23 protein-coding genes and 1 tRNA gene are annotated in these 25,488 nt (G+C 37.7%); 6 read left to right on the top strand and 18 right to left on the bottom strand.

Annotated features, from left to right (window positions below):
• Positions 1-69 precede the first annotated feature (69 nt).
• The 3 genes from gap to P3T75_RS04045 all read right to left on the bottom strand — a co-directional run bounded on the left by gap (position 70) and on the right by P3T75_RS04045 (position 2,631).
• A complete protein-coding gene (gap, locus tag P3T75_RS04055) occupies positions 70-1,071 on the bottom strand; it encodes a type I glyceraldehyde-3-phosphate dehydrogenase (RefSeq protein WP_206905069.1) in 1,002 nt (333 codons plus the stop codon).
• A gap of 38 nt (positions 1,072-1,109) precedes the next feature.
• A complete protein-coding gene (locus P3T75_RS04050; protein ID WP_206905071.1) occupies positions 1,110-2,147 on the bottom strand; it encodes a sugar-binding transcriptional regulator in 1,038 nt (345 codons plus the stop codon).
• Between the two features lie 412 nt (positions 2,148-2,559).
• Positions 2,560-2,631 (bottom strand) — tRNA-Arg (locus P3T75_RS04045).
• 52 nt (positions 2,632-2,683) lie between these two features.
• Here P3T75_RS04045 and rpoN point away from each other — a divergent pair.
• Positions 2,684-4,009 (top strand): RNA polymerase factor sigma-54, encoded by a 1,326-nt coding sequence (gene rpoN / locus P3T75_RS04040; RefSeq protein ID WP_282462285.1) that lies wholly within the window; start codon positions 2,684-2,686, stop codon positions 4,007-4,009.
• A gap of 89 nt (positions 4,010-4,098) precedes the next feature.
• Here the strand turns inward: rpoN and P3T75_RS04035 are convergent, their stop codons facing one another.
• From P3T75_RS04035 to P3T75_RS04020, 4 genes are all read right to left on the bottom strand, one after another.
• Positions 4,099-5,400, bottom strand: coding sequence for a glycosyltransferase family 2 protein (locus tag P3T75_RS04035; protein WP_282462284.1), 1,302 nt, complete (start codon positions 5,398-5,400; stop codon positions 4,099-4,101).
• Between the two features lie 82 nt (positions 5,401-5,482).
• Positions 5,483-5,923, bottom strand: a complete 441-nt coding sequence (locus P3T75_RS04030; protein WP_282462283.1) for a hypothetical protein — start codon at positions 5,921-5,923, stop codon at positions 5,483-5,485.
• A 152-nt stretch (positions 5,924-6,075) separates the two neighbouring features.
• On the bottom strand, positions 6,076-6,690 hold the full coding sequence (gene rpoE / locus P3T75_RS04025; RefSeq protein ID WP_206905082.1) for a DNA-directed RNA polymerase subunit delta: 615 nt from the start codon (positions 6,688-6,690) through the stop codon (positions 6,076-6,078).
• A 75-nt stretch (positions 6,691-6,765) separates the two neighbouring features.
• Complete coding sequence (locus P3T75_RS04020; RefSeq protein WP_206905085.1) at positions 6,766-7,200, bottom strand: DUF1934 domain-containing protein; 435 nt, start codon at positions 7,198-7,200, stop codon at positions 6,766-6,768.
• A 267-nt stretch (positions 7,201-7,467) separates the two neighbouring features.
• On the opposite strand from P3T75_RS04020, the gene P3T75_RS04015 reads away from it, so the two are divergent.
• The 3 genes from P3T75_RS04015 (at position 7,468) to yidA (ending at position 10,652) form a co-directional block, all read left to right on the top strand.
• The gene (locus P3T75_RS04015; protein WP_282462282.1) at positions 7,468-8,274 is read left to right on the top strand and encodes a lipoate--protein ligase family protein; all 807 of its coding nucleotides are present in this window, start codon (positions 7,468-7,470) and stop codon (positions 8,272-8,274) included.
• A gap of 65 nt (positions 8,275-8,339) precedes the next feature.
• Positions 8,340-9,698, top strand: coding sequence for an HD domain-containing protein (locus tag P3T75_RS04010; protein ID WP_277988653.1), 1,359 nt, complete (start codon positions 8,340-8,342; stop codon positions 9,696-9,698).
• Positions 9,699-9,839: 141 nt separating this feature from the next.
• Positions 9,840-10,652, top strand: a complete 813-nt coding sequence (gene yidA, locus P3T75_RS04005; RefSeq protein WP_206905089.1) for a sugar-phosphatase — start codon at positions 9,840-9,842, stop codon at positions 10,650-10,652.
• Positions 10,653-10,829: 177 nt separating this feature from the next.
• Here yidA and P3T75_RS04000 read toward each other — a convergent pair whose 3' ends face one another.
• Complete coding sequence (locus tag P3T75_RS04000; RefSeq protein WP_282462281.1) at positions 10,830-12,545, bottom strand: ABC transporter ATP-binding protein; 1,716 nt, start codon at positions 12,543-12,545, stop codon at positions 10,830-10,832.
• Between the two features lie 296 nt (positions 12,546-12,841).
• Positions 12,842-13,285, bottom strand: coding sequence for an NUDIX hydrolase (locus P3T75_RS03995; RefSeq protein ID WP_282462280.1), 444 nt, complete (start codon positions 13,283-13,285; stop codon positions 12,842-12,844).
• 132 nt (positions 13,286-13,417) lie between these two features.
• On the opposite strand from P3T75_RS03995, the gene gloA reads away from it, so the two are divergent.
• Together gloA and P3T75_RS03985 are read left to right on the top strand one after the other, a co-directional pair.
• Positions 13,418-13,792, top strand: coding sequence for a lactoylglutathione lyase (gloA, locus tag P3T75_RS03990; protein ID WP_282462279.1), 375 nt, complete (start codon positions 13,418-13,420; stop codon positions 13,790-13,792).
• 129 nt (positions 13,793-13,921) lie between these two features.
• Positions 13,922-14,632 carry a gamma-glutamyl-gamma-aminobutyrate hydrolase family protein gene (locus tag P3T75_RS03985; protein ID WP_282462278.1) on the top strand — a complete coding sequence of 237 codons (711 nt, stop codon included), beginning with the start codon at positions 13,922-13,924 and terminating at the stop codon, positions 14,630-14,632.
• Between the two features lie 186 nt (positions 14,633-14,818).
• Here the strand turns inward: P3T75_RS03985 and P3T75_RS03980 are convergent, their stop codons facing one another.
• From P3T75_RS03980 to P3T75_RS03940, 9 genes are all read right to left on the bottom strand, one after another.
• Positions 14,819-16,072, bottom strand: coding sequence for an ABC transporter permease (locus P3T75_RS03980; RefSeq protein WP_282462277.1), 1,254 nt, complete (start codon positions 16,070-16,072; stop codon positions 14,819-14,821).
• Positions 16,065-16,964 carry an ABC transporter ATP-binding protein gene (locus P3T75_RS03975; RefSeq protein WP_282462276.1) on the bottom strand — a complete coding sequence of 300 codons (900 nt, stop codon included), beginning with the start codon at positions 16,962-16,964 and terminating at the stop codon, positions 16,065-16,067. Before P3T75_RS03975 ends, P3T75_RS03980 begins: the two co-directional genes overlap by 8 nt.
• Before the next feature lie 51 nt (positions 16,965-17,015).
• Positions 17,016-17,672 carry a DUF2812 domain-containing protein gene (locus P3T75_RS03970; protein WP_282462275.1) on the bottom strand — a complete coding sequence of 219 codons (657 nt, stop codon included), beginning with the start codon at positions 17,670-17,672 and terminating at the stop codon, positions 17,016-17,018.
• Positions 17,673-17,740: 68 nt separating this feature from the next.
• Positions 17,741-18,055, bottom strand: coding sequence for a PadR family transcriptional regulator (locus P3T75_RS03965; protein WP_282462274.1), 315 nt, complete (start codon positions 18,053-18,055; stop codon positions 17,741-17,743).
• A gap of 117 nt (positions 18,056-18,172) precedes the next feature.
• Positions 18,173-18,613: a hypothetical protein gene (locus P3T75_RS03960; protein WP_282462273.1), complete on the bottom strand. Its 441-nt coding sequence runs from the start codon at positions 18,611-18,613 to the stop codon at positions 18,173-18,175.
• Positions 18,614-18,868: 255 nt separating this feature from the next.
• Positions 18,869-19,495, bottom strand: coding sequence for a hypothetical protein (locus P3T75_RS03955; protein ID WP_282462272.1), 627 nt, complete (start codon positions 19,493-19,495; stop codon positions 18,869-18,871).
• A 262-nt stretch (positions 19,496-19,757) separates the two neighbouring features.
• Entirely contained in the window at positions 19,758-21,548 is a 1,791-nt protein-coding gene (gene uvrC, locus P3T75_RS03950) for an excinuclease ABC subunit UvrC (protein WP_282462562.1), read from the bottom strand.
• A 255-nt stretch (positions 21,549-21,803) separates the two neighbouring features.
• Positions 21,804-24,026, bottom strand: coding sequence for a L,D-transpeptidase family protein (locus P3T75_RS03945; RefSeq protein ID WP_282462271.1), 2,223 nt, complete (start codon positions 24,024-24,026; stop codon positions 21,804-21,806).
• 501 nt (positions 24,027-24,527) lie between these two features.
• Positions 24,528-25,454, bottom strand: a complete 927-nt coding sequence (locus P3T75_RS03940; protein WP_282462270.1) for a D-ribose ABC transporter substrate-binding protein — start codon at positions 25,452-25,454, stop codon at positions 24,528-24,530.
• Between the last annotated feature and the right edge of the window lie 34 nt (positions 25,455-25,488).

Below are 25,488 nucleotides of genomic sequence, written 5' to 3'. Positions count from 1 at the left end.
AAAAAAAGCGGAGAAGCGCGTCGCTTCCCCGCTTTAAAATCACTACATTAGATTACACGTAAGCGAATCTTATAATTTAGCGAAGTATTCTAAAGTACGAACTAATTGAGCAGTGTAAGACATTTCATTGTCGTACCAAGCAACAGTTTTAACTAATTGTTTGTCGCCAACTGTCATTACTTTAGTTTGAGTTTCGTCAAATAATGAACCGAAAGTCATACCAACGATGTCAGAAGAGACGATTGGGTCAGCAGTGTAACCAAATGATTCGTCTGAAGCTTCTTTCATTGCTGCATTTACTTCGTCAGCAGTAACTTTAGTATCTAAAACAGTTACTAATTCTGTTAATGAACCAGTTGGAACTGGAACACGTTGAGCAGCACCGTCTAATTTGCCGTTCAATTCAGGAATTACTAAGCCGATAGCTTTAGCAGCACCAGTTGTGTTAGGTACGATGTTAGCTGCAGCCGCACGCGCACGACGGAAGTCGCCTTTAGGGTGTGGAGCATCTAATGTGTTTTGGTCACCAGTGTAAGCATGGATAGTTGTCATCAAGCCTTCGATGATACCAAATTTGTCTTGTAAAGTTTTAGCCATAGGAGCTAAGCAGTTAGTAGTACAAGAAGCACCAGAAATAACTGTTTCGTCACCTGTAAGTGTTTCATGGTTAGTGTTGTAAACGATTGTTGGTACATCGTTACCACCAGGAGCTGAGATAACTACACGTTTAGCACCAGCTTTTAAGTGTAATTCAGCTTTTTCTTTAGAAGTGAAGAAACCAGTACATTCTAATACGATTTCTACACCTAGTTCGCCCCATGGTAATTCTTCAGGGTTACGGTTAGCTAAAACTTTAACTTCTTTACCGTTAACGTTGAAAGAACCATCGTGAACTTCAACTGTACCGTTGAAACGTCCTTGAGTTGTATCGTATTTTAGCAAGTGTGCAAGCATGTTCGCATCTGTTAAGTCGTTGATTGCAACAACTTCAATTCCGTCTACGTCTTGGATGCGGCGGAATGCCAAACGGCCGATACGTCCAAATCCATTAATACCTACTTTAACTGTCATATTGCGATTTCCTCCTTATGAAAATCAGGTTTTTTATTTTAAAGGGTTACCCCTTTTAAAATCTCATTTGCAGCAGCTTCATCAGTTAGAAGCCACGTTTGTTTTGGTGCATTTTGCATATACGCATTAATTGCTTTAGCTTTAGTTTTGCCACCGGCAACAGCTAAAATAATTGGCACCTTTTGTAAATCTTTTAATTGTAAACCAATCCGTGGCACTTTATAGACCACTTTACCAGTTTCATCAAAGAAATAACCAAATGATTCAGCGACTGCATTGGCTTGTTTTAGCATCAAGATTTCATTTTCACTCATCTTGCGTCTAGCCGCCATATGCAAAGCACGCCCAATACTATGAATAACACAGTCAGCATGGCTTATCAAGTTTAACACCTCAAGGATTGAGGGTTCCTTCATAAGGGAACGATACGTGTCAGAACTTAATTGTTCTGGGACATAAAGTGCCCGATGTTCACCATTTGACCTCATTGCCATCATAGCAGAAACTGAGTTGGCTTGTACAGTCAGAGCCTCTCCAATACCACCTCTGGCCGGTACAAAAAGGTTATGTCGTTCATCACTTTCAAGGTTTGTCAGACATTCGGCAACTTGGGCCATTGTTGTCCCACCCATTACCGCGATGACGTTCTTGCCTTCAGGTAAAAGTAAATCTAACGATTCATTTAAACTCTCACCAAAGTTTTTCACGACTTTTTCTTGTCGGTCACTATCACCAGCAGATATTACACAGCGGGCAATGCCAAAATGATTGGCCAACTGTTTTTCTAATTGATGCATGCCAAAAAGTTGATCCATTACTTTGCCTAAATCGGTAAAAACTTTTTCACCCGTTTTAGTTAAGCTCATACCACTTTTTGAGACATCAATTAAAGCTAATCGTTTTAATAAATCCGTTTCGGTACGTAAAATCCGTTCGGTCATATTCAAACTATCTGCTAAGTTTCGGCGACCAATAGGCTGCATCCAGTAAATATTTCGCAAGATTTTATAACGCTCTTGCAAAACATGCAGGATATCAGGAGCAACTGCTTCAATCAATTTTAAGTCATCAAGCATGATTACTCTCCTTTTTTGACAATGGACGGTTTATGTCCATCGTAGACCTATTTCGACCCATCGAGACCAAAAAAAATTTACTGCAGGTCAAATTCCTTTAACCTTACGGAAGTAATAGTACCATTTTCCATTCTATTGTGCAACTAAAAAGCTAAGAAAAATACTTCTGAAAACTGCGCTATTACGTTAAATCGCTTTACTAATTAATCTAACGCCAAGTGATAAATTGCACAACGAAAACAAAAGCCCTTATTTTCAATTGATCCTTTATTTGCGTAAGGGAAAAATTAAATTATCACTTTTGAAGCATTCATTTCCAACAAAAATCATGTTAAAATAGCTCAGTAGCTGTTTGATAGCGTTTTTTCACCGCAATAAAAAAAGACACCTTCTTAGCTAGAAGATGTCTTAACGCGCTCTAAGGGAATCGAACCCCTGTCTCAAGAACCGGAATCTTACGTGATATCCACTACACTAAGAGCGCCGAACATATGTTAGTTTAGCTAATAATCAGAATAAAATCAAGAGGAAAATACATGAAATTTCAACAAAGTTTTTCACAAAAGCAAAAACAATCGCAAAAGCTTGCTATGACACAGTCATTGCAACAATCAATTCAAGTTTTGCAATTTTCAATTGATGAATTAGCCGAATTTGTCGAAACAAAAGCAATGGAAAATCCTTTAATCGAAGTATCAGAAGCTAATTACGCCTTAAGCTATTCCAAGCCCCGTTCTTCCAGTGGCGAAGAATTGAACTACTTAAGCCAAATTCCGGATGATCGTATTTCGTTGTTTGAATATCTCATCGAACAAGTTCACTTGAATTATCGCGATACGTTTTTACGTGACATTGTTTTATTTTTAATTGAATATATTGATTTAAACGGTTTTTTAACAATTGATTTAGATGAAGTTGTTACAAAAATGCAGGCCACAAAGATACAAGTTTTAGACGCTTTAACTTTAATTCAGCAATTGGACCCTGCTGGGGTTGGTGCCCGTAACTTACAAGAATGTCTCATGCTACAAACTGAAAGAGATGATTTAGCGCCTAATTTGGCTTACCTTATCTTAGAAGAACATTTTGAGGACTTGGTAAATCGCAAATGGCCTGAACTAGCGAAAAAGTTAGCTATTCCAGTTAGCGAAGTACAAACAGTCTTCGACTATATTCAAACGCTAACCCCTACGCCAGGAGCAAGTTTTGGCACCACCGATGGCTTATACATTATCCCGGATTTGACAGTCAAAATAAGTGACGGAAAAAAAATTAAAATCACCAGCAACCGGCGGGGCATGCCAGAAATGCACTTCCAGCAAAGCTACTTTGACCAAATGGCAAAAAAAGCCGATGACGAGACCAAAAAATATCTAAATGAGAAAAAACAAGATTTTGAATCCCTGCAAAAAATGGTACAACAACGTGGTGATACAATTTTACGCGTGGGACAAGCAATTATCGCCCACCAACAAGAATTCTTCTTAGATGAAAGCCGACCGATTAAACCTTTGATTTTAAAAGATATCGCAGAAGAGCTGGAAATTCATGAGTCCACCGTCAGCCGGGCGGTCAATGGAAAATACTTGGAAACAGATTTTGGAATATTTGAATTAAAGCACTTCTTCAGTCAAAAAGTCGGGATTCAAAATGATAGTGGCGAAGATTTGTCGACTGATAACGTCAAAGTCCGTCTTCAAGCCCTCGTTGAAGAAGAAGACAAAGGTAAACCACACTCTGATCAAAAATTAGTCGACTTACTAAAAGCAGAAGGCATTACTATTTCCCGCCGCACGGTTGCCAAATATCGCGACGCCTTAAAAATCCCAAGCTCCAGCAAGCGAAAACGCTTTGACTCATAACACTATCTTTTATAGAAAAATTACAAGAAATAATAGAGAAAATCCCCAATCAGAATCGATTGGGGATTTTCTCTATTATTTACTTTTTATCAACTTTTTTTCCGTTCTGGGCTCACCCATGTGCCACTACCATAGCCTAAAATTGTCTTGAAGGCGGGAATTAGCGTTGTTAAGATGGTGAGGGCATTCATCATCCAATAAAGCAACATGTAAAATGGAGCAAAGACGAAATAGCGTAATTTATGACCGCGATCGTCTAAAATTAGTGCCGAACCCAATTGCAAAAAGCCGGCAATCATCTGAAAATTAACAAAGATAAAGGCCATTGCAAACATATGAAAAATTCGTTCATAATTTTGCGTTACAAGAAAATAAATCAATGTCACAATAAATATAAAACTTGAAAACCAAAAGAAAAGCGACCACAAAATACTTAGGGTTTGGTCAATAAACATAACGAGCTGATTAAAGTGTTTGATTGGATGTAAGGCAACTTTAGGAAAATTGGTCAACCAAACTTCCGTGCCGCCTTTAGCCCAACGTTTGCGTTGCCGATAAAGCATTTTTAAAGTATCTGGGACCATCATGTAAAACATAATATCCGGAGCAAAAACCGGTAACCATCCTAAGAGCTGTTCATCCCAAGCAATGCTTATATCTTCAGTGGCGCGATCTTGGCGAAACAAACCCGCATCAAGTAGCGCCGTTTTACGATACATGGTATTGGCTCCACTAAAAGCATACATGGTATTTAGCGTTCCTTGCTGGCTCCGCTTAATGACACCGACAATACTAGAAAACTCAACCGTCTGGGCCTTTTCAATAATTTTTGAGCGATTTAAAACATCCATATTCCCAGTTACTGCCCCGATATTGGTTTCACCGGACTCCATAAAATAATTCATATACTTAGTTAAAGCATCTGGTTCTGGGATTGTATCTGCATCATTACTTAAAATATATTCACCTTGTGCAAAAGCAAAGCCAACATTAAAAGCATGCGCTTTTCCTTTGTTTTTTTCAATTGTGATAACCCGCAAGCGCGCTTCTTTACGAGCCAACTCGGCCAGAATTTGTGGGGTATCATCGGTGGAACCATCATTTACTACTAACACTTCATAGTTTTCATAAGATAATTGATGCAATAAATAAGCCAGTGTTTTTTCAATTACTGCCTCTTCATTATGTGCAGGTACCATGATCATAATAAAGGGCTGCTCTTCTTTTTTAATTTCTTTAAACTTTTTAATTTGATATTTAAATAAAAAGCGATAGCAGATAACCCCAATAAACCACATAAAAGCCCCTAAAATAGGATAAGTAAATAAAACAAACAAAATAACGTTCAAAACAATATCTAAAAATTCATGACCAGTCTGAATAATGTTCACTTACTGTTCTCCTTTTTAAAGACAGCTTGTAACTCTGCTTTTGAAATATTTTTTTCTTCCGGCACAGAATACGTTTTTGTATTTACACGCTTGTCACTTGGACCAAATCGCGCCGTATAAAAATCATCCAATTCGTGCCGTTTTTTAACATATCATCAAAATCGTACGTAAAATTTTTACTATAATTTTCTTTTATTTCGCGATTACTTCGTAGTGTCATGATCACAGTGAAAACCGTTGCCCCAATAAAAAAGAAGACAAAAGCTTTTAATAAGAAGAAGTAAGTATCGATTCCTTCTTGATAACTCCAAACGGCTTTTACTTTAACATGATTGCGCAACAAAGTAGAAGTGAGCGTCCAATAAATGGGTATAATTACGCCCAACCAGGCGAGAATAGTTAAAATAATCGTGCGTAGTTTTAACCAGAGATGGCCTTTTTCAAAAAATTTGTCTTCATAAACAGTTTCTTGTTTTTTCTTATCCTCTAATTCGTTGTTGGTGGTGTCTTTTTTATTTTCCATATGCCCCTCCTTTTTTTTAGTATTTCGTATTTAACCAAGATTTGCAAATTAAACGATTTTTTTCACAAGCACTAAAAAAAGGCGTAAAGACACTACACTAAAAAAAAACGAGGATGAAAGTCATCTGACCTTCACCCTCGCATTTTTTAATTTTATTCGTCTTCATCTTCGTCATCAAAGTCGTCTAAATCATCATCGTCATCGTCGATAATGGTTAAGTCTTCTTCGATATTTCCGGGTACTTCTTCTTCGTCATCAGAATTATCATCGGCGCCAATTTCTTGTAAGTCGCTGTTATATGCAGAGATTTCTTCATCATCGTCATCGTCATCATCGTCGTACAATTCTTTGTCGTCTTCATCTTCTGGATCGGCATCTTCTGGATCGTCATCGTTGTAATCGATGGCATCCTCATCATCGTTAATAAAGGCGTTAACCTTTTTACGTTTACGTTTACGAGGTGTGTCTTCTTCGTCTTCATCAAGCCCATGAGACAATTCTTCATCAATTGAGTCAATGGCATACCATGAACGCAATCCCCAACGGTTTTCACCTAATGAGATAAAGCTGCCGTCAATGTTTAAGTCGGTATAAAATTGTGCCAATGAATCACGAATCTCGCTATCTGATTTACCCAAATACGTTTGGATTTGGTTTACTAAATCCGAAAAATCCATTACGTCGCCACGTTGCTCTAAAATCGCATGGGCCACTTCAATCATGGACAACTCGTTTTTGTTTGCCCCTTCAAATACTGTAATTTCCAAAATAGGACACGTCCTTTCGCAGTCTACGCTTTATCATACAAAAATGTACTGAAAAAATCAATTTATTTCGCAAAATTATGCTGTGAAATCTAAGCTGATCTGATATTCCCCTACGCGTTCATCGGCCATATACAAATCATAGTCAATAAAAATTGTGCCAGACATTGGGCGATCTTTCAAGCTAACATGAAGATTACGCGTAAACGTCCCAAAATACATCACCCCATAAGGTGTTGTGTAGCTGGTTTCTAATTTTTTCTTATAGTCAAATTTTAGCCGTAGTCGCATTTCTCCAGATCGCGTTAATTGCACGGTTCCATCTGGCATAATTTTAATAATAACAGGAATTTCTTCGCCACTTTCTTGTACTTCTTGATAACGAATGTACAGCTTATCACCAATGGTTACCAGCTGACCTGGTAAATCAAAAGTAAATTCTTGTATTTCTTCATGTTGTTTGACTTTGGTTTTCAAATGAATGGAAACTGGTACGCCATTTTTTAAATCCATTTTTATATCCTCCACTTCACACTATCCTCACAAAAAGTGCTGCTTACTATAAGCAGGCTTTTCATCTTTAGTTTCATTCTTCACAGTTTTACCCTTTTTGTCAAACATTGCGTCTATTTCAAGGCCTTCCGTTATTTTTTCAGAGCTTTTTCGTATATAATGAAGGAAACGTGATTTAGAAATGCTTAACAAAAAAGCGCCCGGGGTAAGACGATTATCCAAATTAGACTTACCTGTAACAAAAAAGCGTTATTTAGGAGTTAGACGATGAATTTAAGTTTAGATCAAACCATTTATCCCAATCAGCAGGCGCTATTGCCTTTTGCCTTAACTGACGTCTTAATTGAACATGTCAGTCAAACAAAACAGCCCCTATTGCATTTTTGGCAATTGGAAAAGACCATGATTTTAGGTATGAAAGATACGCGGGTGCCGCATTTAAAAGCTGGCGTTACAACGCTACAGCAGGCTGGTTATCCACCGGTTGTCCGCAGCGCTGGTGGTTTAGGCGTCATTAGTGACCCTGCTATTTTAAATATTTCCCTTATTATTCCCCGCGATATACAGACGACCGATTCTGCTTATGAGAAGATGTTCCAACTAACACAGCACGCTTTTCCTGAGCTTTTGATTACCACTGGGGAAGTTTTTGATTCTTATTGCCCGGGGACTTACGACTTAAGTTGCGCGGGTAAAAAAATTGCCGGTATCGCCCAACGAAAAATTAAAGACGGTATCGCCATTATGATGTATCTCAGTGTTAGTGGCCCGCAAAAAGAGCGTGGGCAAGTGGTTAAAGATTTTTATCGTGCAAGTTTAGCAGAGAAGTTTGGACAAGACGGATATCCGCCGGTAAATCCTGAAAGTATGACGACTGTCGGTTCCGTAATGAAAAATAATTTAACGATTGAGCAAACAAAAACACGCTTTTTAAATGCTTTTTCACAACTTACCAAAGAAGAAATCACTCAAGTTGATAGTCAGAATTGGTTGCGTGCAACAAAAAAAAGAACTGACTATACAGAAAAGCTAAGCCGTATGATTGCCCGTAATGAAATTCTTGCTTCCTTATAAATCAATTTTTCCAAAGAGTGGGCAGCCTCAGACAATTTTGCCAAATCAAACAAAGGAGTAAATCGATGATGACCTTATATAAAGATCAAAAATTACCAATTGAAAAAGTATTTAGAGATCCCGTTCATAATTATATTCACGTCCAACATCAAGTAGTTTTGGATTTAATCAACTCAAAAGAAGTACAGCGCCTAAGACGCGTGAAACAATTGGGGACGTCTTCTTTTACCTTCCACGGGGCAGAGCATAGCCGCTTTTCCCATTCATTAGGTGTTTACGAGATCACCCGCCGCATCTGCGATATCTTTGAACGAAATTTTTCTGTTGCTAAAATTGGTGCTGGCGGCTGGGATGATACTGAACGCTTGGTCGCTTTATGTGCGGCACTGCTTCACGATGTGGGCCACGGTCCTTTTTCCCACACCTTTGAACATATTTTCCACACAGATCATGAGAAGATCACTGTCGAAATTATCACTTCGCCAGAAACTGAGGTTTACCAAATTTTGAATAAGGTTGCGCCTGGTTTTCCAGAAAAAGTCGCCAGTGTCATTACCCATGATTATCCCAATCCGCAGGTGGTACAAATGATTTCAAGTCAAATTGACGCCGATCGAATGGATTATTTATTACGAGATGCTTATTTTACCGGCACCGAATACGGCACTTTTGATTTAACCCGCATCTTACGGGTCATTCGCCCTTATGAAGGGGGGATTGCCTTTGCTATGAATGGGATGCACGCGGTCGAAGACTATATCGTCAGTCGCTATCAAATGTATGTTCAAGTTTATTTCCACCAAGTTTCCCGGAGTATGGAAGTTTTGTTGGAACACTTATTAAATCGGGCCCACGAATTATATAATGAAAATTCCGATGTATTTCAGCAACATTCCCAGTTGTTGATTCCTTTTTTAAAAGAAGACTTTACACTAGCAGATTATTTAAAATTAGACGATGGCGTTTTAATTACCTATTTTATTCAATGGGTTGACGAAGATGATGCTATTTTAAGTGATTTAGCCAATCGCTGGTTATCTAGAAAACCATTAAAATCAGCAAAATTCAAAGAAGGTCAACAAGACTTAATCACAAAACTATGCAAGCTGGTGGAAGAAGTCGGGTATAATCCGAAATACTATACTGCGATTAATTCCAGCTATGACTTACCTTATGACTTTTATCGACCAAAATCAGGGGTCCACCGCACGCAAATTGAATTGCAACAAAATGACGGTACTCTGGTAGAACTTTCAAAAGTAAGCCAATTAGTCGCAGCACTCGCTGGACAAAAAACTGGCGATCACCGCTATTATTTCCCTAAAGAAATGGTAGATCGCTCCTTGCAAAATAATTACGATCTTTTTAGTGATACGTATGCAGCGTTTGCCCGCCATATCAAAAATGGCGAATTAGTCGAATAATAAGACCAAACTTGCCTCCCTTTTCTCTCACCACTAGAAAAGGGGGCTTTCTTTTAGTAGAATAGAAAGCGGATCTTGCCACTTTTTGGCAATTTAAGCAGCTGAAAGAATACAGCTATTTGTTTAGGAGGAATTTTTTTCATGAGTATTAAACTAGTCGCTATTGATATTGACGGCACCTTGTTAAACAGCGCAGGACAATTAACAACCGGTGTGAAAGCCGCTTTACAAAGCGCAAAGAAAAAAGGGGTACGAATCGTTTTATGCACTGGCCGTCCTTTACCAGGGGTAAAAGAATACTTGAATACGTTAGATTTATTAAGTGCTGACGATTATGTCATTACTTATAATGGTTCATTGGTGCAAAATGTTGCCACCCAACATACCGTCTTCTCTGCCAGCCTAACGAAAAACGATTACTTAAAAGTAAATTATATGGCACAAAAACTCGGGCTTCATTTTCACGTATCTGGTGTGGATGCAATTTTTACAGCTAATCGTGATATTAGTCCCTACACCGTTCACGAATCAACATTGGTGCACATGCCAATTAAATACCGCACTTCCGATGAGATGGTAAAAAATGAGTACGACATGATTAAAATGATGATGATTGATGAACCAGAAATTTTAGATCACGCCATTACCCAACTCCCCCTTGATTTTAAAGAACAATACAATATTGTCAAAAGTGCCCCTTTTTACTTGGAAATCTTACACAAAGGCGCCAATAAGGGAATTGCACTTGCGAAACTGGCAGAACATTTAAACATTCAACAAGCAGAAGTTATGGCTATTGGCGACAATGAAAATGATATGGCCATGTTAGAGTATGCTGGTGTCGGTGTGGCGATGCAAAATGCCGTCGATAAAACGAAAGCCGTTGCCGATTACATCACCACGGCTTCAAACGATGAAGATGGCGTCAAAGAAGCAATCGAAAAATTCAGCTAGACAAAAAAAAACAGTGCCCAAACAAGTCCTGATAACTTGTCTGGCGCTGTTTTTTTATAAAGTAAATATGAATTTCTCCTAAGAAAAAAGTGATTTGCCCGCTTTAGCATATTTAGATCTTATGGCTCATACCTGCCCGATTCCTTCAGCTTTTCTAGCTGTCTGGCTTTTCTTTATCTATTTGCGAAACTGGGCTTCATACAATGCGCGGTAAGCTCCGCCTTTAGCCATTAATTCTTCATGGCTACCTTGTTGTAAGATACCAGCTGGACTGACTACCACAATTCTAGTTGCGTGTTTTATTGACGCTAGGCGATGGGCAATGATTAAAGTTGTCCGCCCTTTTGAAAGTGAGTTTAAAGACTCTTGAATGACTTGTTCGGTTTCTGTATCTAATGCTGATGTTGCTTCATCTAAAATCAAAATGGGTGGATTTTTTAAAAACATCCGGGCAATCGCTACCCGTTGTTTTTGACCACCAGATAATTTGACGCCCCGCTCCCCGATTTGCGTCTCAATTCCTTCAGGCATCTGGGCTAAAACACTATCCAAATGGGCCAATTTCGCTGCTGTCATAATCTCCTTGTCGCTTGCGTCCAAACGCCCGTAAGCGATATTTTCTTTAATGCTGCCAGGAAATAAGAAAACATCTTGTTGCACAATGCCAATTTGACTTCGCAATGAACTCAAAGTCATATCCCGAACATCTATCCCATCAATTTTTACCGCCCCTTCTGTTACATCGTAAAAGCGAGGTAACAAGTTACAAAGCGTCGTTTTGCCTGAACCACTTTGGCCAACAAAAGCCACTGTTTCCCCTGGCTTAATTGTCAAATTAATGTGATCTAAAACCTTGCCTGCTTCTGCGTAAGAAAAAGAAACATCCTGGTATAAAATGTCGCCTTTTAAATCCTTAACGACCCTAGCATTCTTTGAATCCACAATGCTTGGCTTTTTATCCAATTCTTCTGTCAGGCGCTTAAACCCTGCAATTCCTTTGGGATAACTTTCAATCATCGTATTCACTTTTTCAATGGGTCTGACAAAGACATTTGCCAGTAAAATGAAACCGACAAATTGCCCATTGGTTAGCTGCCCTTGAATCACATAATAAGACCCAAAAATTAAAGTAAATAAATTAATTAAACGGATTAACAAATAATTATAGGCTGAACTAACAGCCATTACCCGATAAAATAAGATTTTTGATTGCCGATAAGCTTCACTTAAACCGCCAAAGCGTGCTGCTTCAAAATCCTCGTTGCCAAAAGATTGCGTAACGCGAATACCACTAACAGAAGCCTCCACCCCAGCGTTAAATTCACCAAGATTTTCGTAAATGCGCGTGTTGACTTTCGTCATTTTTTTATTGAAGAAAACCAAAGCGATTGTAATGAGGGGCAATAAAGCAAAAGTTGCGATTGCTAATTTTACATGGGTGTGTAGCATCAGTAAAAACGAGCCTGCCAATGTCATAATCGTAATAAAAATATCTTCTGGACCATGATGAGCCACTTCAGAGATTTCAAATAAATCTGTCGTCAGCCGACTTATCAATTTCCCTGTCTTTTGATTGTCATAATACGCGTAAGGCTGACTTTGAAGGTGGGCAAATAATTCACGCCGCATATCTGTTTCAATATTGACCCCTAACTTATGACCAAAAAAGACAACAATATACTGCAAAATCGTATTCAAAATATAAAATAAAAATAAGGTCAAACAAGCCAACAAAATAATTCGAAATTCTTTTTGCGGCATAATTTTATCGATCACTTCATTGACGGCTACCGGAAAAGCCAACTCCAGTAACCCGGCTAAAACTGCACAACTAAAGTCCAAAATAAACAGTTTTTTATACGGACGATAATAACTAAAAAAACGTTTCAACATCTTTTTCTCCTTTTACTCCTAAAAATTCTTGCAACTTAAATTGTTGCTACCCTTTTTCTTGTAACAATTCAGACGGTAAAAATTTACACTGTCAAAAGACAACTCCGTCTATTATACCGAAAATTCCAATAAAAACACAATTTTCCCAGCTAAACAAACATCTATTTGAAAAACACAAGTAAAAAAAGCTTACGAAATCTGTATTTTCCTGCGAGAAAAATTATATTTTTATTACAGATAAAAAAACAGACCTCAGTCAGTCGAAAAAAACTGCTAAAGCCTGTTTCTTTTTTTAATTAATTAGATTTTTTCATCCACTTTTGGACTGCCCAGCGATGACTGCCGCGCTTTAATAATAGCATCGCTTCATCTGCTGTTACCCAAGTCAGGTTATTGGTTTTTTCTGTCGGCTCAGCGACTTTCTCCCAACTGTCGACAACGTAAAAATAACCGGGATGATAAAAATATGTATCGCGATGACTGGAATAAAAATATTCTACCGCTTCCCCTAAATACGCTCCAACTGTCACTTCAAAGCCAAGCTCTTCTAACATTTCGCGATTTATCGCTTCCACGTGGTTTTCTGTTCCTTCAATTTCGCCGCCAGGTAAAAAATAGGCGCCATTTGGGGCTTGTACCAAAATTACTTCTTGTCCTTCATTACGACTCACTACCACATAAGCGCCATAACGCGCTTTATAAGGCTTATCTGACTCCTTTTTCCCAAACACTGGTTCCATTTTGTAACCTCCACTTTTCATTTCATTCATTTTACCCAAATGCAGATACTTTCACAAGTTAAAGCGTATTTCTTATCACAGCTAAAGGCCTATGATAAGATATCTTTATCAAGGAGAAAGGACTGATTTTTTATGAAAATGGCCCATACATGTGTACGTGTCAAAGATTTAGAGGCATCTTTAGCCTTTTATAAAGGAGCTTTTGGCTTTGTTGAAAAAAGCCGCCGCAACTTTCCCGAAAATAAATTTACCTTAGTATACTTGAGCTTACCTGGGGATGATTATGAATTAGAATTGACCTATAATTATGATCACGCTGCTTATGATTTAGGTGATGGCTATGGCCACATCGCCATTGCAGTAAGCGACTTAGAAGCATTACATGAAAAACAAAAAAATGATAATTATAATGTAACCGACTTAAAAGGATTACCTGGTACTGCACCTTCTTATTATTTTGTTGTTGACCCTGACGGTTACAAAATCGAAGTTATTCGTGAAAAATAAGGATAAATAAATAAAAAAACTGTGCTAAAAGCGCAAAGGAAATAAAAGAAAAGCTACTACTGACTTTTTTTGTGTTTTACTTTGACATTGCTTTTAGTAACAGTTTTTTTAAATAAAGGACGTGGAAAAATGAAACCTGTTATTGGCATCGCCGCAAATGAACAGACCATGATAGACACTGATAGTCACTGGATTAGCTACACGCCAAAAAACTTTGTCACTGGTGTTCAAAATGCTGGCGGCTTACCTTTATTGTTGCCCATCGGCACAATTGAAGATGCAAAAAGCTACATACAAAAAATCGATAAATTACTTTTAGCCGGTGGCCAAGACGTATCCCCAGAAAGTTACGGTGCATTACCTCACCAAAAATTAGGTGCGACCAATCACAGACGCGATCTCTTTGAAATGGCGCTGGTAAAAGAAGCAGTCAAGGCCGGCAAACCTGTTATCGGCGTATGTCGTGGGATGCAGTTATTAAATGTCGCCTTTGGTGGGACCTTACTACAAGATTTAAGCTTAGCCAAAGAACCCCTCTTAAAACACGTACAGGTACCAACACCATTTGAACTTCCCACCCATCCTGTTGAAATTAATATGAACAGTCGTTTAGCTGAATTTTTACCGCAAAATTATCAAGTTAATTCCTTTCATCATCAGGTAATCGACGAATTAGCAGCAGAATTTGTCGTAACTGCAACGGCACCTGATGGAGTCATTGAAGGAATTGAAAGTGTCAAATCCCCGGTCATGGGTGTCCAGTGGCATCCAGAGTTGGCTTATTTCACCATCGAAAAAGAACGCGCATTTTTTGAGTATTTTGTTAATAAATTCGCCTAAAAAAAGGGGAATGAAATCCTTTTAAATAAAAGCAGCTTATCTAATTTGTCCGCTAACTTAAGTGTTAACGAGCTAATAGTAAGCTGCTTTTTAATTTGCCTCAACTTTAGAAGAAAAAGTAGGGGTGACGCTATTTATTAATCTCAACTCTATTCACTTATTCCGTGTGATAATTGCCTAAATTTCTTACTTCTTTTCTGCTTTCATCATACTTAAAGATTGTTTCAAGGCTGCAATAACGCCGTTTTCGTTGTAAACCAAGACATTTGATTTGTACAAACCCGATGAAATCAGCATAAGAAAAACAGTAAAGACGGCTAAAATCACGACAGAAACAATCGCACTGGAAATGCTGGCTGTATCATTAGCCAGACGAACTGGCATTGCAAATGATGAAAAGAAAGGAATATAGGAACAAATTTTCAGCGCGATATTTTGTGGATCAAACATTCCGACAAATAAGGCTAAAAAGTAAGCTCCCATGGATAAATAAGTGACTGGGATAATCGCTTTTGAAGTATCTTCTGCCTTGTTGACTAAAGAACCACACAATGCCGCTAAAACGGCGTACAACAAAATCCCTAAGATTACAAAGATCGCTGAAAAAATCAAAAATGGACCAAAGAGAGATTCCAAAGATGCATCACCTAAAAATTGTTTGACGATGTCCATATCTTTGAATTTTTGATACCCAAAAATAATCATAAGCCCATAAATTAACAACTGTGTTAAAGCAACCAATAAGACCCCGGTTAATTTCCCATAAAAATGAGTTTGGGCTTTGGTACTTGATAAAATCACTTCCATAATTCGTGTTCCTTTTTCAGAAGCGATTTCTTGGGCAATAATACTAGAATACGTCACGACAAAGATAAACAAGATAATGGCCGAAACATTGGTTACAATCATCTGCAAACTGCTATGATCGTCTTCTGAGGTCATTGTACCAGACTTATCAAAGGAAACTTTTTGCGTCGTTAATTGGGCTGTTTGACTCAATGAGCCCACCTCTTGGGCTGATAGTCCCATCTTTTGGGCCCGCACATTTGACTGCATTTGCGTCAATAGCTGTTGAATCATCAGCTGTGTTGTTTGTCCTAAGGAAGATTCGGTAAAGATTTCGCCTGAAAAACTATCTCCTTTATTTGTTAAAACCAAAAAGGCATCCAGCTTTTCTTTTGCCAAGTCTTTTTCCGCTGCTTTTTTTGACGGGACGACTTTAAAATCATAATCTTTATGATCCAATTGGGTAAAAGCTTGTCCCAAAGCGGCATCCTCTGAGTAGACGCCAATGGTATTGACATCGGAACTGCCAGCTAATTGGCCAGTAAAGTAATAAAATGCGCCCATTAAAAATGGTGCCAAAATTAAAATTAAGAAACTAACTGATTTAACATTTTTCTTATAGACATCTTTAGCAATCACCCAAAACTTACTCATGATTGTCACCTGCTTTCCATTTGAAAATCTCCTCTAGGGTTGGCGGTTGTTGATTAAACATTGGAATATAGCCGTTTTGAGTCGCTCGCATAAAGATTTCTTTGCCTGCATCTGGATTGGATAATGTGATGGCTAAACTTTTGTCTTCTTGGACTACGACCTCTTTTACGCCTTCAATGGCTTGAACGTCACCTTGTGACAAGGAGGACTCCAAAAACAGTTTACTCCGTCCAAAAGATTCTCTGATTTCCCGCACTTTTCCGTTTAAAACTGTTTCGCCATTTTTCAACATAATCAAATGATCGCAAATCTTCTCAACGTTATCCATATTATGACTTGAAAAGATGACACACGCACCTTTTTGGCGTAACTCGATGATACCATTTTTTAATAACTCAGCATTCACTGGATCCAGCCCGCTGAAAGGCTCGTCCAAAATAACCAATTTTGGTTCGTGAATTAAGGTTGCAATTAACTGTACTTTTTGTTGATTTCCTTTTGACAAAGATTTGACTTTATCGGTTTTCTTTCCCTTCACTTCAAACTTTTCCATCCATTTGTCAATTTCAGGAACAATATCTTTGCGTTTTTTCCCTCTTAGCTCCGCAAAGTAAATCAATTGCTCTTCAATGGTGACCTTGGGATAAAGTCCCCGTTCTTCTGGCAGATAACCAATAATGTCATAATCTTTACTACTAATTTTTTCACCATTCCATAAAATTTCACCTTCATCAGGAGTTAAAAAATCCAAAATCAAGCGAAAAGTGGTTGTTTTACCAGCCCCATTTTGCCCAATTAACCCCATAATCGTACCGTCTTGTATTTCAAAGGATAAATCTTTTACTGCGGTATAATCCCCAAAACTTTTTTTCAAATTTTTAACCGTTAGCATTTTTTCACTCCTCGTTTTTTTGGTCTAAATAAAGCCAGCTACGGGCAGAATTTATAATAATAAAGCCAGTGATCCCCCAAGAATTGCACCTAAGATCATTAGCACCACTGTATCTCGCACAATATTTTGCTTTTTGGCAAATTTTTCTGGTTTATTGTAGTATTTGGTTCTTTTTTGATAGAGCAGTTTTATCGTTCCCATACTCATCAATAAAACTACTGGAAAAGCGATCGCCACAAGCGTGACGGCAAAATATATTATCGGCCAATTATCAAAGCTGCCCCCAAAGAAAAAGTTGCCTGCTAAGTAAAAAAGAACGCCCAAAAGTGTGACCCACAACGATTGCAAAAATTGCTGACGCCATTCTTGTCTGATACGAGTTTGATAACTTTTTTCATCGGTAAAAATAGCAGCAGGACAATTACTGACAAAATAACAGTAACGTTTCATAAAAGTTGTGACGTGTTGCCAACCACTATGTTCGTATAAGGCAATATATTCTGCGTAATCTTCTTTTGACCCCGTAAAATAATCCACACTATAGGTAAGGTTTTGTGGCATCCTTTTTTGAAAAACCAGTATGCCCAAGCTATTCATTTTGACAAAATGCCAGCCTTCTTCAGCTTGTTTATTCAAACGTAACATCTCTTTTTCAGGATAAAAAGCTACCCCAAGACTTACTAAATACTTTTTGTCCCCAATTTTCATTTTTTACCTCCCAACTTGTCAAACCGATTGTAAAAATCGGCGCTATAGCACCTTTAAGCTGAATTTATTTAGCTTAGTTCCCGATTTTTTGCCAATAACGCTGCCCCTGCTTCATAAAAAAGACGCCGGCGTTCAATATCTTGTTCCAAAGCTTTTCGACCTTTTGTAGTAATCTGATAAACTTTCTTACGATCAGAATTTTCTTGTAACGTGATGTAATCGGCTTTTTGTAGTTTTTTCAAATTCGTATACATGCTGGCTGGACCAATTTCCATGTAGCCATTAGTTATTTCACTGATTTCTTTCATAATGGCATAGCCATGTTGGGGTTTTAGCAATACGAGCAAAATCGCGTAAACACTATCTGACAAGGCCTCATCCATTCCTGCTCCTCCTCTATATCACAAATTGATATATCGCTTAGTGATATAGTACGCTAGTCAAGAACCGCTGTCAATTATAAAAAAATTGTATCCTTTCTTTCATTTTTATCCTAAATCTTAACTCGTGTTTTTCTGAAGCTTGAGTAGGCCTAACTTTCTAGCTAGAATTTGTGCTGCCTTGTCATCCCTTATCTTAGCGACTTCTTGTATTTGCTGACAGGCAATGTATAAAAGAAGAAATTGACGTTGATAACTGCGGTATGCGTGCAACAAAAAAAGCCACTTTTCATTTTTAAAGAATAAACGTAATTTGTAAAAGTAATAAGCCAGATAATGATTCCACGTCTTTTTTTCATAAATAGCATCAACTTCTTTTTGATAAAGGGTAACATCCAGTGGTGCAATCTTCACAAATAATTTATGGCAAACTTCAATAAAATGCAGATGCCCTAAAAAAACTTTGACATCGCCTTCTTCTTTTAGAAAAGCTTTTAAGCGTCGCGCTATTGTCGTAGGTTTAAAGTAACCCAATTGGTTAGGACTCACGATTAGATACATTTTTTTACCTCCTTTATTTAACAACGAAAAAAAAACGGTACATGTCAAAAAAAGCAGTACACGCTAAAAAAATCACCGTTTTAAAAGCTTTTATGAAAATTGCGGCTAAATTAACGTAAGTACTTTTTTGTCTTTAAGCTGAATTATGCTTGTGAAAATTTATCCGTCCTTTTGAGTTAAATAATTAAAAAAATTCGGCATAAAAGTCTCCCCACGACTCTTACCCCGAATTTTTTTATTTTTGTTTTATCTCTATCAAATTGCTTCTTCAACTAATTGTTGCCGTTTTTTGTGATTTCCTTTTTTATGGGCATCCCATTTTTCAACTTTTAAAGGTTGATTAAATTCTGCCAATTCTTGCTGTAATTGACGCAATTGATTCATCTTGCCAATTACTTGTTCAATTTGCTCTGGTAGACCATGGCTCCGTGTGGCAAAAGCTGTTAATTTTTCATCAACAAAATCAACAAACTCGTTTTGATCTGTTTGCTGATTAGCAACTTGTTGTGCAATTTGGATCTGCCAATCACTTAGCTGGCTTAATTCATTTTTCACTAATTCTTCAACACGCTTTACTTCATGCAACATTAATTCAGTATGCTCTTGCAGCTCAAGTTTAAAATGATCGTATAACTCACCACGCGCCTCTTTTTCCCCTGCCAGTAAGCGGCGACTGTCATCAATCGTTTCAATACTCAGCTGATTCATCGAATGATAATGTTGTGCCAATTGTTTTTCTTGTTTATCGGCAAATTCTTCTTGTTCACGTTGCAATTTCGTAATGCGTTTTCTTTGCCCCAGTGTAATCCACAAAACCATAACTAAAACGATAATCCCCAAGCTGGCTATAAATAAAACCACTGTTTGTCCCTCAATTCCCATAATAACCTCCAATATTATTCAAAATATTCACAAAATATAAAATATTATAACTAATGTATTTTAATTTTACCAGTTAATTGTGCATTTTCTCACGAAGTTATTGAAAAAAAAGTTACTTTTTCAGATTAACCAGCTAATATAGCCGCTTTTTGTGTGTGACAGTAAAATGCTACTGCATCTCTAGGCAACAAAAAAATCACCCCTACAAGCAAAACATTAAAAATTTGCTTACTTGTAGGGAGTGATCTCCACTTTTACTTGATTATTCTTTTGGCTTTGTCTCAGCAGCTAAAGCACTTTGAATGGTTTTGGCTACAGCTTCGGGAATACCAATTGCGCGAATTTCATCAATAGAAGCATTTTGAATATTTTTTAGAGATTTGAACTCTTTTAACAATGCTTTTTTGCGCTTTGGTCCCAAGCCAGCAATATCATCTAACTTAGAAGCAAAACTCGTTTTACTTCTAAGTTGGCGGTGAAAAGTAATGGCAAAGCGATGAACTTCGTCTTGTATGCGTTGGAGCAAGAAAAACTCAGGTGAATTGCGAGCTAACGGTACCACTTCTAAGTCCTGACCAAAGAGCATCTCGCTGGTTTTATGTTTGTCATTTTTGGCAAGACCGGCAATCGGAATATCTAAACCTAATTGATTATCCAAAACTTCCCGGGCAGCATCCACTTGCCCTTTACCACCATCAATAATGATTAAATCAGGAAAAGGCAAATTCTCTTTTAAGACACGCGCATAGCGGCGATAAATGACTTCCCGCATGGAAGCATAATCATCTGGACCGGTTACAGTTTTAATCTTGTATTTACGGTATTCATTTTTGGCTGGTTTACCGTCAATGAAAACCACCATGGCAGATACTGGGTTAGTCCCCATAATATTGGAGTTATCAAAAGCTTCAATCCGCACTGGCGTTGGAATTTGCATCGCATTGCCTAAACTTTCGATTGCACCGATTGTCCGCTCTTCTTTACGCTCAATTAAATCAAATTTTTCTTTTAAAGCAACCCCAGCGTTTTTATTTGCCAATGCTACTAGTTTCTTTTTCTCTCCCCGTTTAGGTTGTAAAACTTTCGTCTGTAACAATGCTTCAACCGACGCTAAATCTATATCATCAGGGATTAAAACTTCTTTTGGAATAAAGTGTTCATTTTCTTGATAGAATTGCCCGACATACGTTAAAAAGTCGTCTTGTGCATCATTGTAGAAAGGAAAAATTGAAACATCTCGTTCGATTAGTTTTCCCTGACGGACAAAAAAGACCTGAACACACATCCAGCCTTTATCAATCGCATAACCAAAAACATCACGATCCATAAAATCAGTTTGCGTCATTTTTTGTTTCGTCATCACGGTATCAATGGCTTTAATTTGATCTCGTAATTCTGCGGCCTTTTCAAATTCTAAATTTGCTGCGGCCTCTTCCATTTCCGTTGCGATATTAGCGCGAATTTCTGTATGGCCTCCACTTAAAAAGCGTTTAATTTCGGCTACCATTTCTTCATAAACTTTTGTCGGTACATCAAAAACGCAAGGAGCTAAGCATTGTCCCATGTGATAATACAGACACACTTCTTTTGGTAAAACTTTACATTTACGTAATGGAAAAAGTCGGTCTAAAAGTTTTTTGGTTTCATTTGCCGCACCAACATCAGGATACGGGCCAAAATACAAAGCTTTATCCTTTAAGACTTTCCGGGTAATGAGTAACCGCGGGTAAGCTTCATTGGTAATTTTGATAAAGGGATACGTTTTATCATCTTTTAGCATGATATTATATTTGGGATCATTTTTTTTAATTAAATTAATCTCCAACAACAATGCTTCAATATTGGATTCGGTGACGATATATTCAAAATCTTCAATTTCAGATACAAGCCGTTCTGTCTTTGTATCATGACTGCCGGTAAAATAAGAGCGGACACGATTTTTTAAAATTTTGGCTTTTCCGACATAAATAATCGTACCATTTTTATCTTTCATCAGATAACAGCCAGGCTGATCGGGTAAGAGTGCTAATTTATTTTTAATCCGTTCATTCACGCGTAATTTCACCCACTTCATTTTTATCAACTTTCTTAAAATACCTACCAATTATAACATGGGCGTCAACGAAAATAAAAATTGGCGCATCTGCCACAGCCCAATAAAAACACCACAATCCTTTTTTTAAATTCTAGTAAAGCTAACTTTATTTTTAGAACCATGCTAAACAAGAATTGCTCATATAAATTGTTCACCTGCAAAAAATAAAAAAGATTTAGGAAAAGACACGATGCCTCTGCCTAAATCTTTTTTCTAATAATAAATTTTAACCGGCGTATTTCCCGGCATATTGTAATAAAACCACTTGGCATCTGCCACAGACATCCGAATACAGCCATGGGAAGCTCTGCGCCCCAATTTCATTCCTTCAATATGATTAAAGGCACTGGTAGTACCAGGATAGGCAATCGGAACCGTATGGAACAAGTAGACGCCGTGTTGATGGTAAGAGCGGTAAAAGGCACCACCCGACCCTGCATACCAAAAAGATGAGCCCCGTTCGGCTTGAATTTTAAAATTACCATATGGTGTACTTAAATTATTCGGCCATAACCCTAAGCCTGTTGAACAAAGCATGGTATAGATCGTCTTAGAACCCGAACGAATATATACGCGCTGTTTTTTTACCGAAACTTGAATATTTAAGTTTTTGACCTTTAAAGAAGGATACTTGCCGCCGGTGGTATACATGTAATAGCGATTATGAACATTGGTCGTCTCACTTGCTTTTAGCCACCCCAAAGCCCCCCCAGGAAGTGTCACATAATAGTATGTCCCGCCACTTGTTTTCGCTTCTTTTATCGCCTGCACCATATAGCCTTTATACGTTTTCTTTGCTGATTTTTTACTGCTATTAGGATCAGCTTGACTATAAAAATTCCCCGAATTAGCGTTCATGCGCACGTAGCGGTTAATATTTTTAGTACTATAAATCGTATGGGGATTACCGGTAAAGCCCGCATTTAAATAACCAATCCACGTGTTCCCATTGTAAATAGAGTAATACCAGGCCCCGTTAAAATGACGATACTTGCATTTTACAGTATAAACTTTACCGTAATATTTAGCGGCACTGTCTTTTTTCTGCCAATTAAAGTTACGCCAAAAAGTTGCAGTTTTAGAAGTAATTTTTACTTTACGATTTTCTTTTTGGGCAATCCCCCCTGCATTATTGGCTTGTTTTGCCGCATTGGCATTCAAATAGCCCGCCCATTTATCCTTATTGTCACTTAAGCTGTAATACGTTGCCCCATTGTAATGACGATACATTCCTTTGGCAAGATACGTTTTTGTTAGCATAGTAGCTGTAGTACTTCTTTTTTTCCAGCCAAAACTACTCCACGTCGTGTAATTTTTATTGGTGATCGTCACATAGCGATTCAAGCTTTGGTACACACCTTGACTACCAGCTGCTAATTTAATATCTTTTGCTTCTATATACCCTACCCAGCTATCTTTGTTGTTCTTATTTTCATAAACTGTATAGTAGGTTTTGCCATTAAAATGCTGATAATAACCTTTAATTTTGACCGTTTTACCATAATAGGAGGTTGTATTGCCGCGAACACTATTAAAGTAAAAATTGTTCCAGCGTATTTTACCTTTTTGCATAAAGGTGCCATAACTGCTTTTGGCATAATATTTTCCTCCAGGGCTAGTATTTAGATCTAGCCCACTGCCTTTTGCAACAAAGCCTAAAAATTGATTTTGATTGTTGTATAAAGCGTAGTACTCTTTTTTGTTAACGGTGTAAATCTCGCGATATTGTAATGTTTTACCATTAAAATTTTGATTTTTAGCTGCGGTGAAGACGTCTGATTGAACGCTTAAATTTTTAGTAGTTACAGCAACATAGCCTGTTTTTGTCACATAGCTACCATTGTGCAGCGACAACGCAGTTTCAGGCACCCAACCAAGTTCAGAATTATTCCCATCTGCTTGGACAATTTGGATCATTTCCCGATTTTCACTGGTTTTTGCGCGATTTGTTACTCGGTATACATTCCCCTGATAAGCAGCCAAGCTTTCCTTTTTTACAAACTGGTTTTGAGAATCTAATTGATAGAAAAATTCATCTCCTGCTTTAATTTTGGCATATGTTTTTAAACTTTCTTTCTTGCCTACCAAAGTTTCAAGCACGTCAGCCTGTTTGATTTGAAGCGTATCTGCTGTCGTGGTAGTTTCTGTTCTATTTTCAAAAGTTTCGGTGGTTTTGCTCTGTGTTGCTTGTGTTGTTGAAGTTTGCGTTGTTTGCGTTGTTTGTGTTGCGCTGGAAGTTGTCGCATTCGTCGCTGTTGTTGATTGACTTAACTCACTTTCCCCATTAGCAGAACTCGTATCTGCTTGTGTCTGTGTAGCAGCTGAACTTGACTCACTCGTTTGCGGTGTAGCTGTCTGCCCCCAAGCATTCAGCGGCAATGAAGTCGTTAAAATGCTTGCAACCAACAATACTTTAACCCATTTGTTTTTTTTCATTGTCTACTCCTTTATATTTAATTTTCTTTTTATCTTTACAAATCAATTATAACCGCCAGTTAAGGAAAACAGAAGTGAGAACCTGTCAGAAAAATAAATTTCTACTATTTTTTTAGCCAAAAGAAGATGTCATAAAGCTGCTAAATTTTTCTTTTTACAAATAAAGAACATTTTCTAACTAATCGCATCTGACCATAAATCAGATGATCCTAAAAATATGAGAAAGCATTTTTCAATCCTTCAATTTATGACTGTAAGACCTTTTGTTACATACGTAAAACTGCTGTAAATAACCACTAATGCTTTTTTGTACTTGCTTTACTTTTTTCAATAGACTTCTAAGAGACAGTCTTTTAGCTCCAACTGTTGCACACTTTGCAGGGATTTTTATTATTTTGATGCGACTATGATTTACACAAAGAGGAGGTGTGACAAAAATCTTGTCACACCTCCTTTTGTGTAAATGATGTTTTAGCGTAGCCTCATTTAGAATTTATCTCTTTATTTAGTTACCAAATCAAGTGGTGAGTCGATTTTTTCATCCACTTTTTTACCAGCAAAGTGATCATATGCAGCTTGCAAGGCTAATTTTCCCATCTCTTCTGGTTTTTGAGCAATTGTGGCACTCATTTTACCATCTTTAATCGCTTTTAAGCCGTCTTCTGTTCCATCAAAGCCAACAATGATAAAGTCTTTTCCCTTACTACTTGCTGCTTCTGAAGCACCTAATGCCATTTCGTCATTTTGTGCAAAGACACCTTGCAAGTCAGAGTGGGCTTGTAAAATGTTTTCCATCACTGTCAATCCTTTAGCACGGTCAAAGTTAGCAGATTGTTTGTCAGCTACATTTAATTTCCCTTTAGCGTAATCATCAAAACCTTTACCCCGTTCCCGTGTGGCAGAAGCCCCTGGTACGCCTTCTAGTTCTGCTACTTTTGCATTTTCACCTAATTTTTCAATGATAAATTGGGCTGCCATTTTACCGCCTTCTTCGTTATTTGAAGCAACAGTCGTTAATAATTTACCCCCATCACTGCTACGGTCAATCGCAATTACAGGAATGTTGGCACTATTAGCAGATTCCACAGCTGGCACAATTGCTGAAGAGTCGACCGGATTAACTAAAATAACATCAACTTTTTGTTGAATTAAATCATCAATATCGTTACTTTGTTTTGCTGTATCGTCTTGGGCATCGACTACTTTAATTGTGGTTTTATTTTCATCAGCCAATTTTTGAACTCCGTCACGTAATGAGACAAAGAAGGGATTATTTAACGTGGAAACAGAAACTCCGACAGTTAATTCAGCCGGTTTTTTGTCATCTGTTTTACCTTCAGAACTACTTGAGCCGCCCTCTAGACCAGTTGCGCCACATCCTGCCAACATTAGTACACTTGCTGCGAATACGAAAAATTTTTTCATCATTTCTTCCTCCTCATATGAGTGAATTTCTTTTAAA

The sequence above is a fragment of the Enterococcus montenegrensis genome (assembly GCF_029983095.1).
In the GTDB taxonomy this organism is placed as follows: Bacteria; Bacillota; Bacilli; order Lactobacillales; family Enterococcaceae; genus Enterococcus_C; species Enterococcus_C montenegrensis.
Note: the sequence above shows the minus strand (reverse complement) of the source record. Positions and strands in the feature narration are given on the sequence as shown.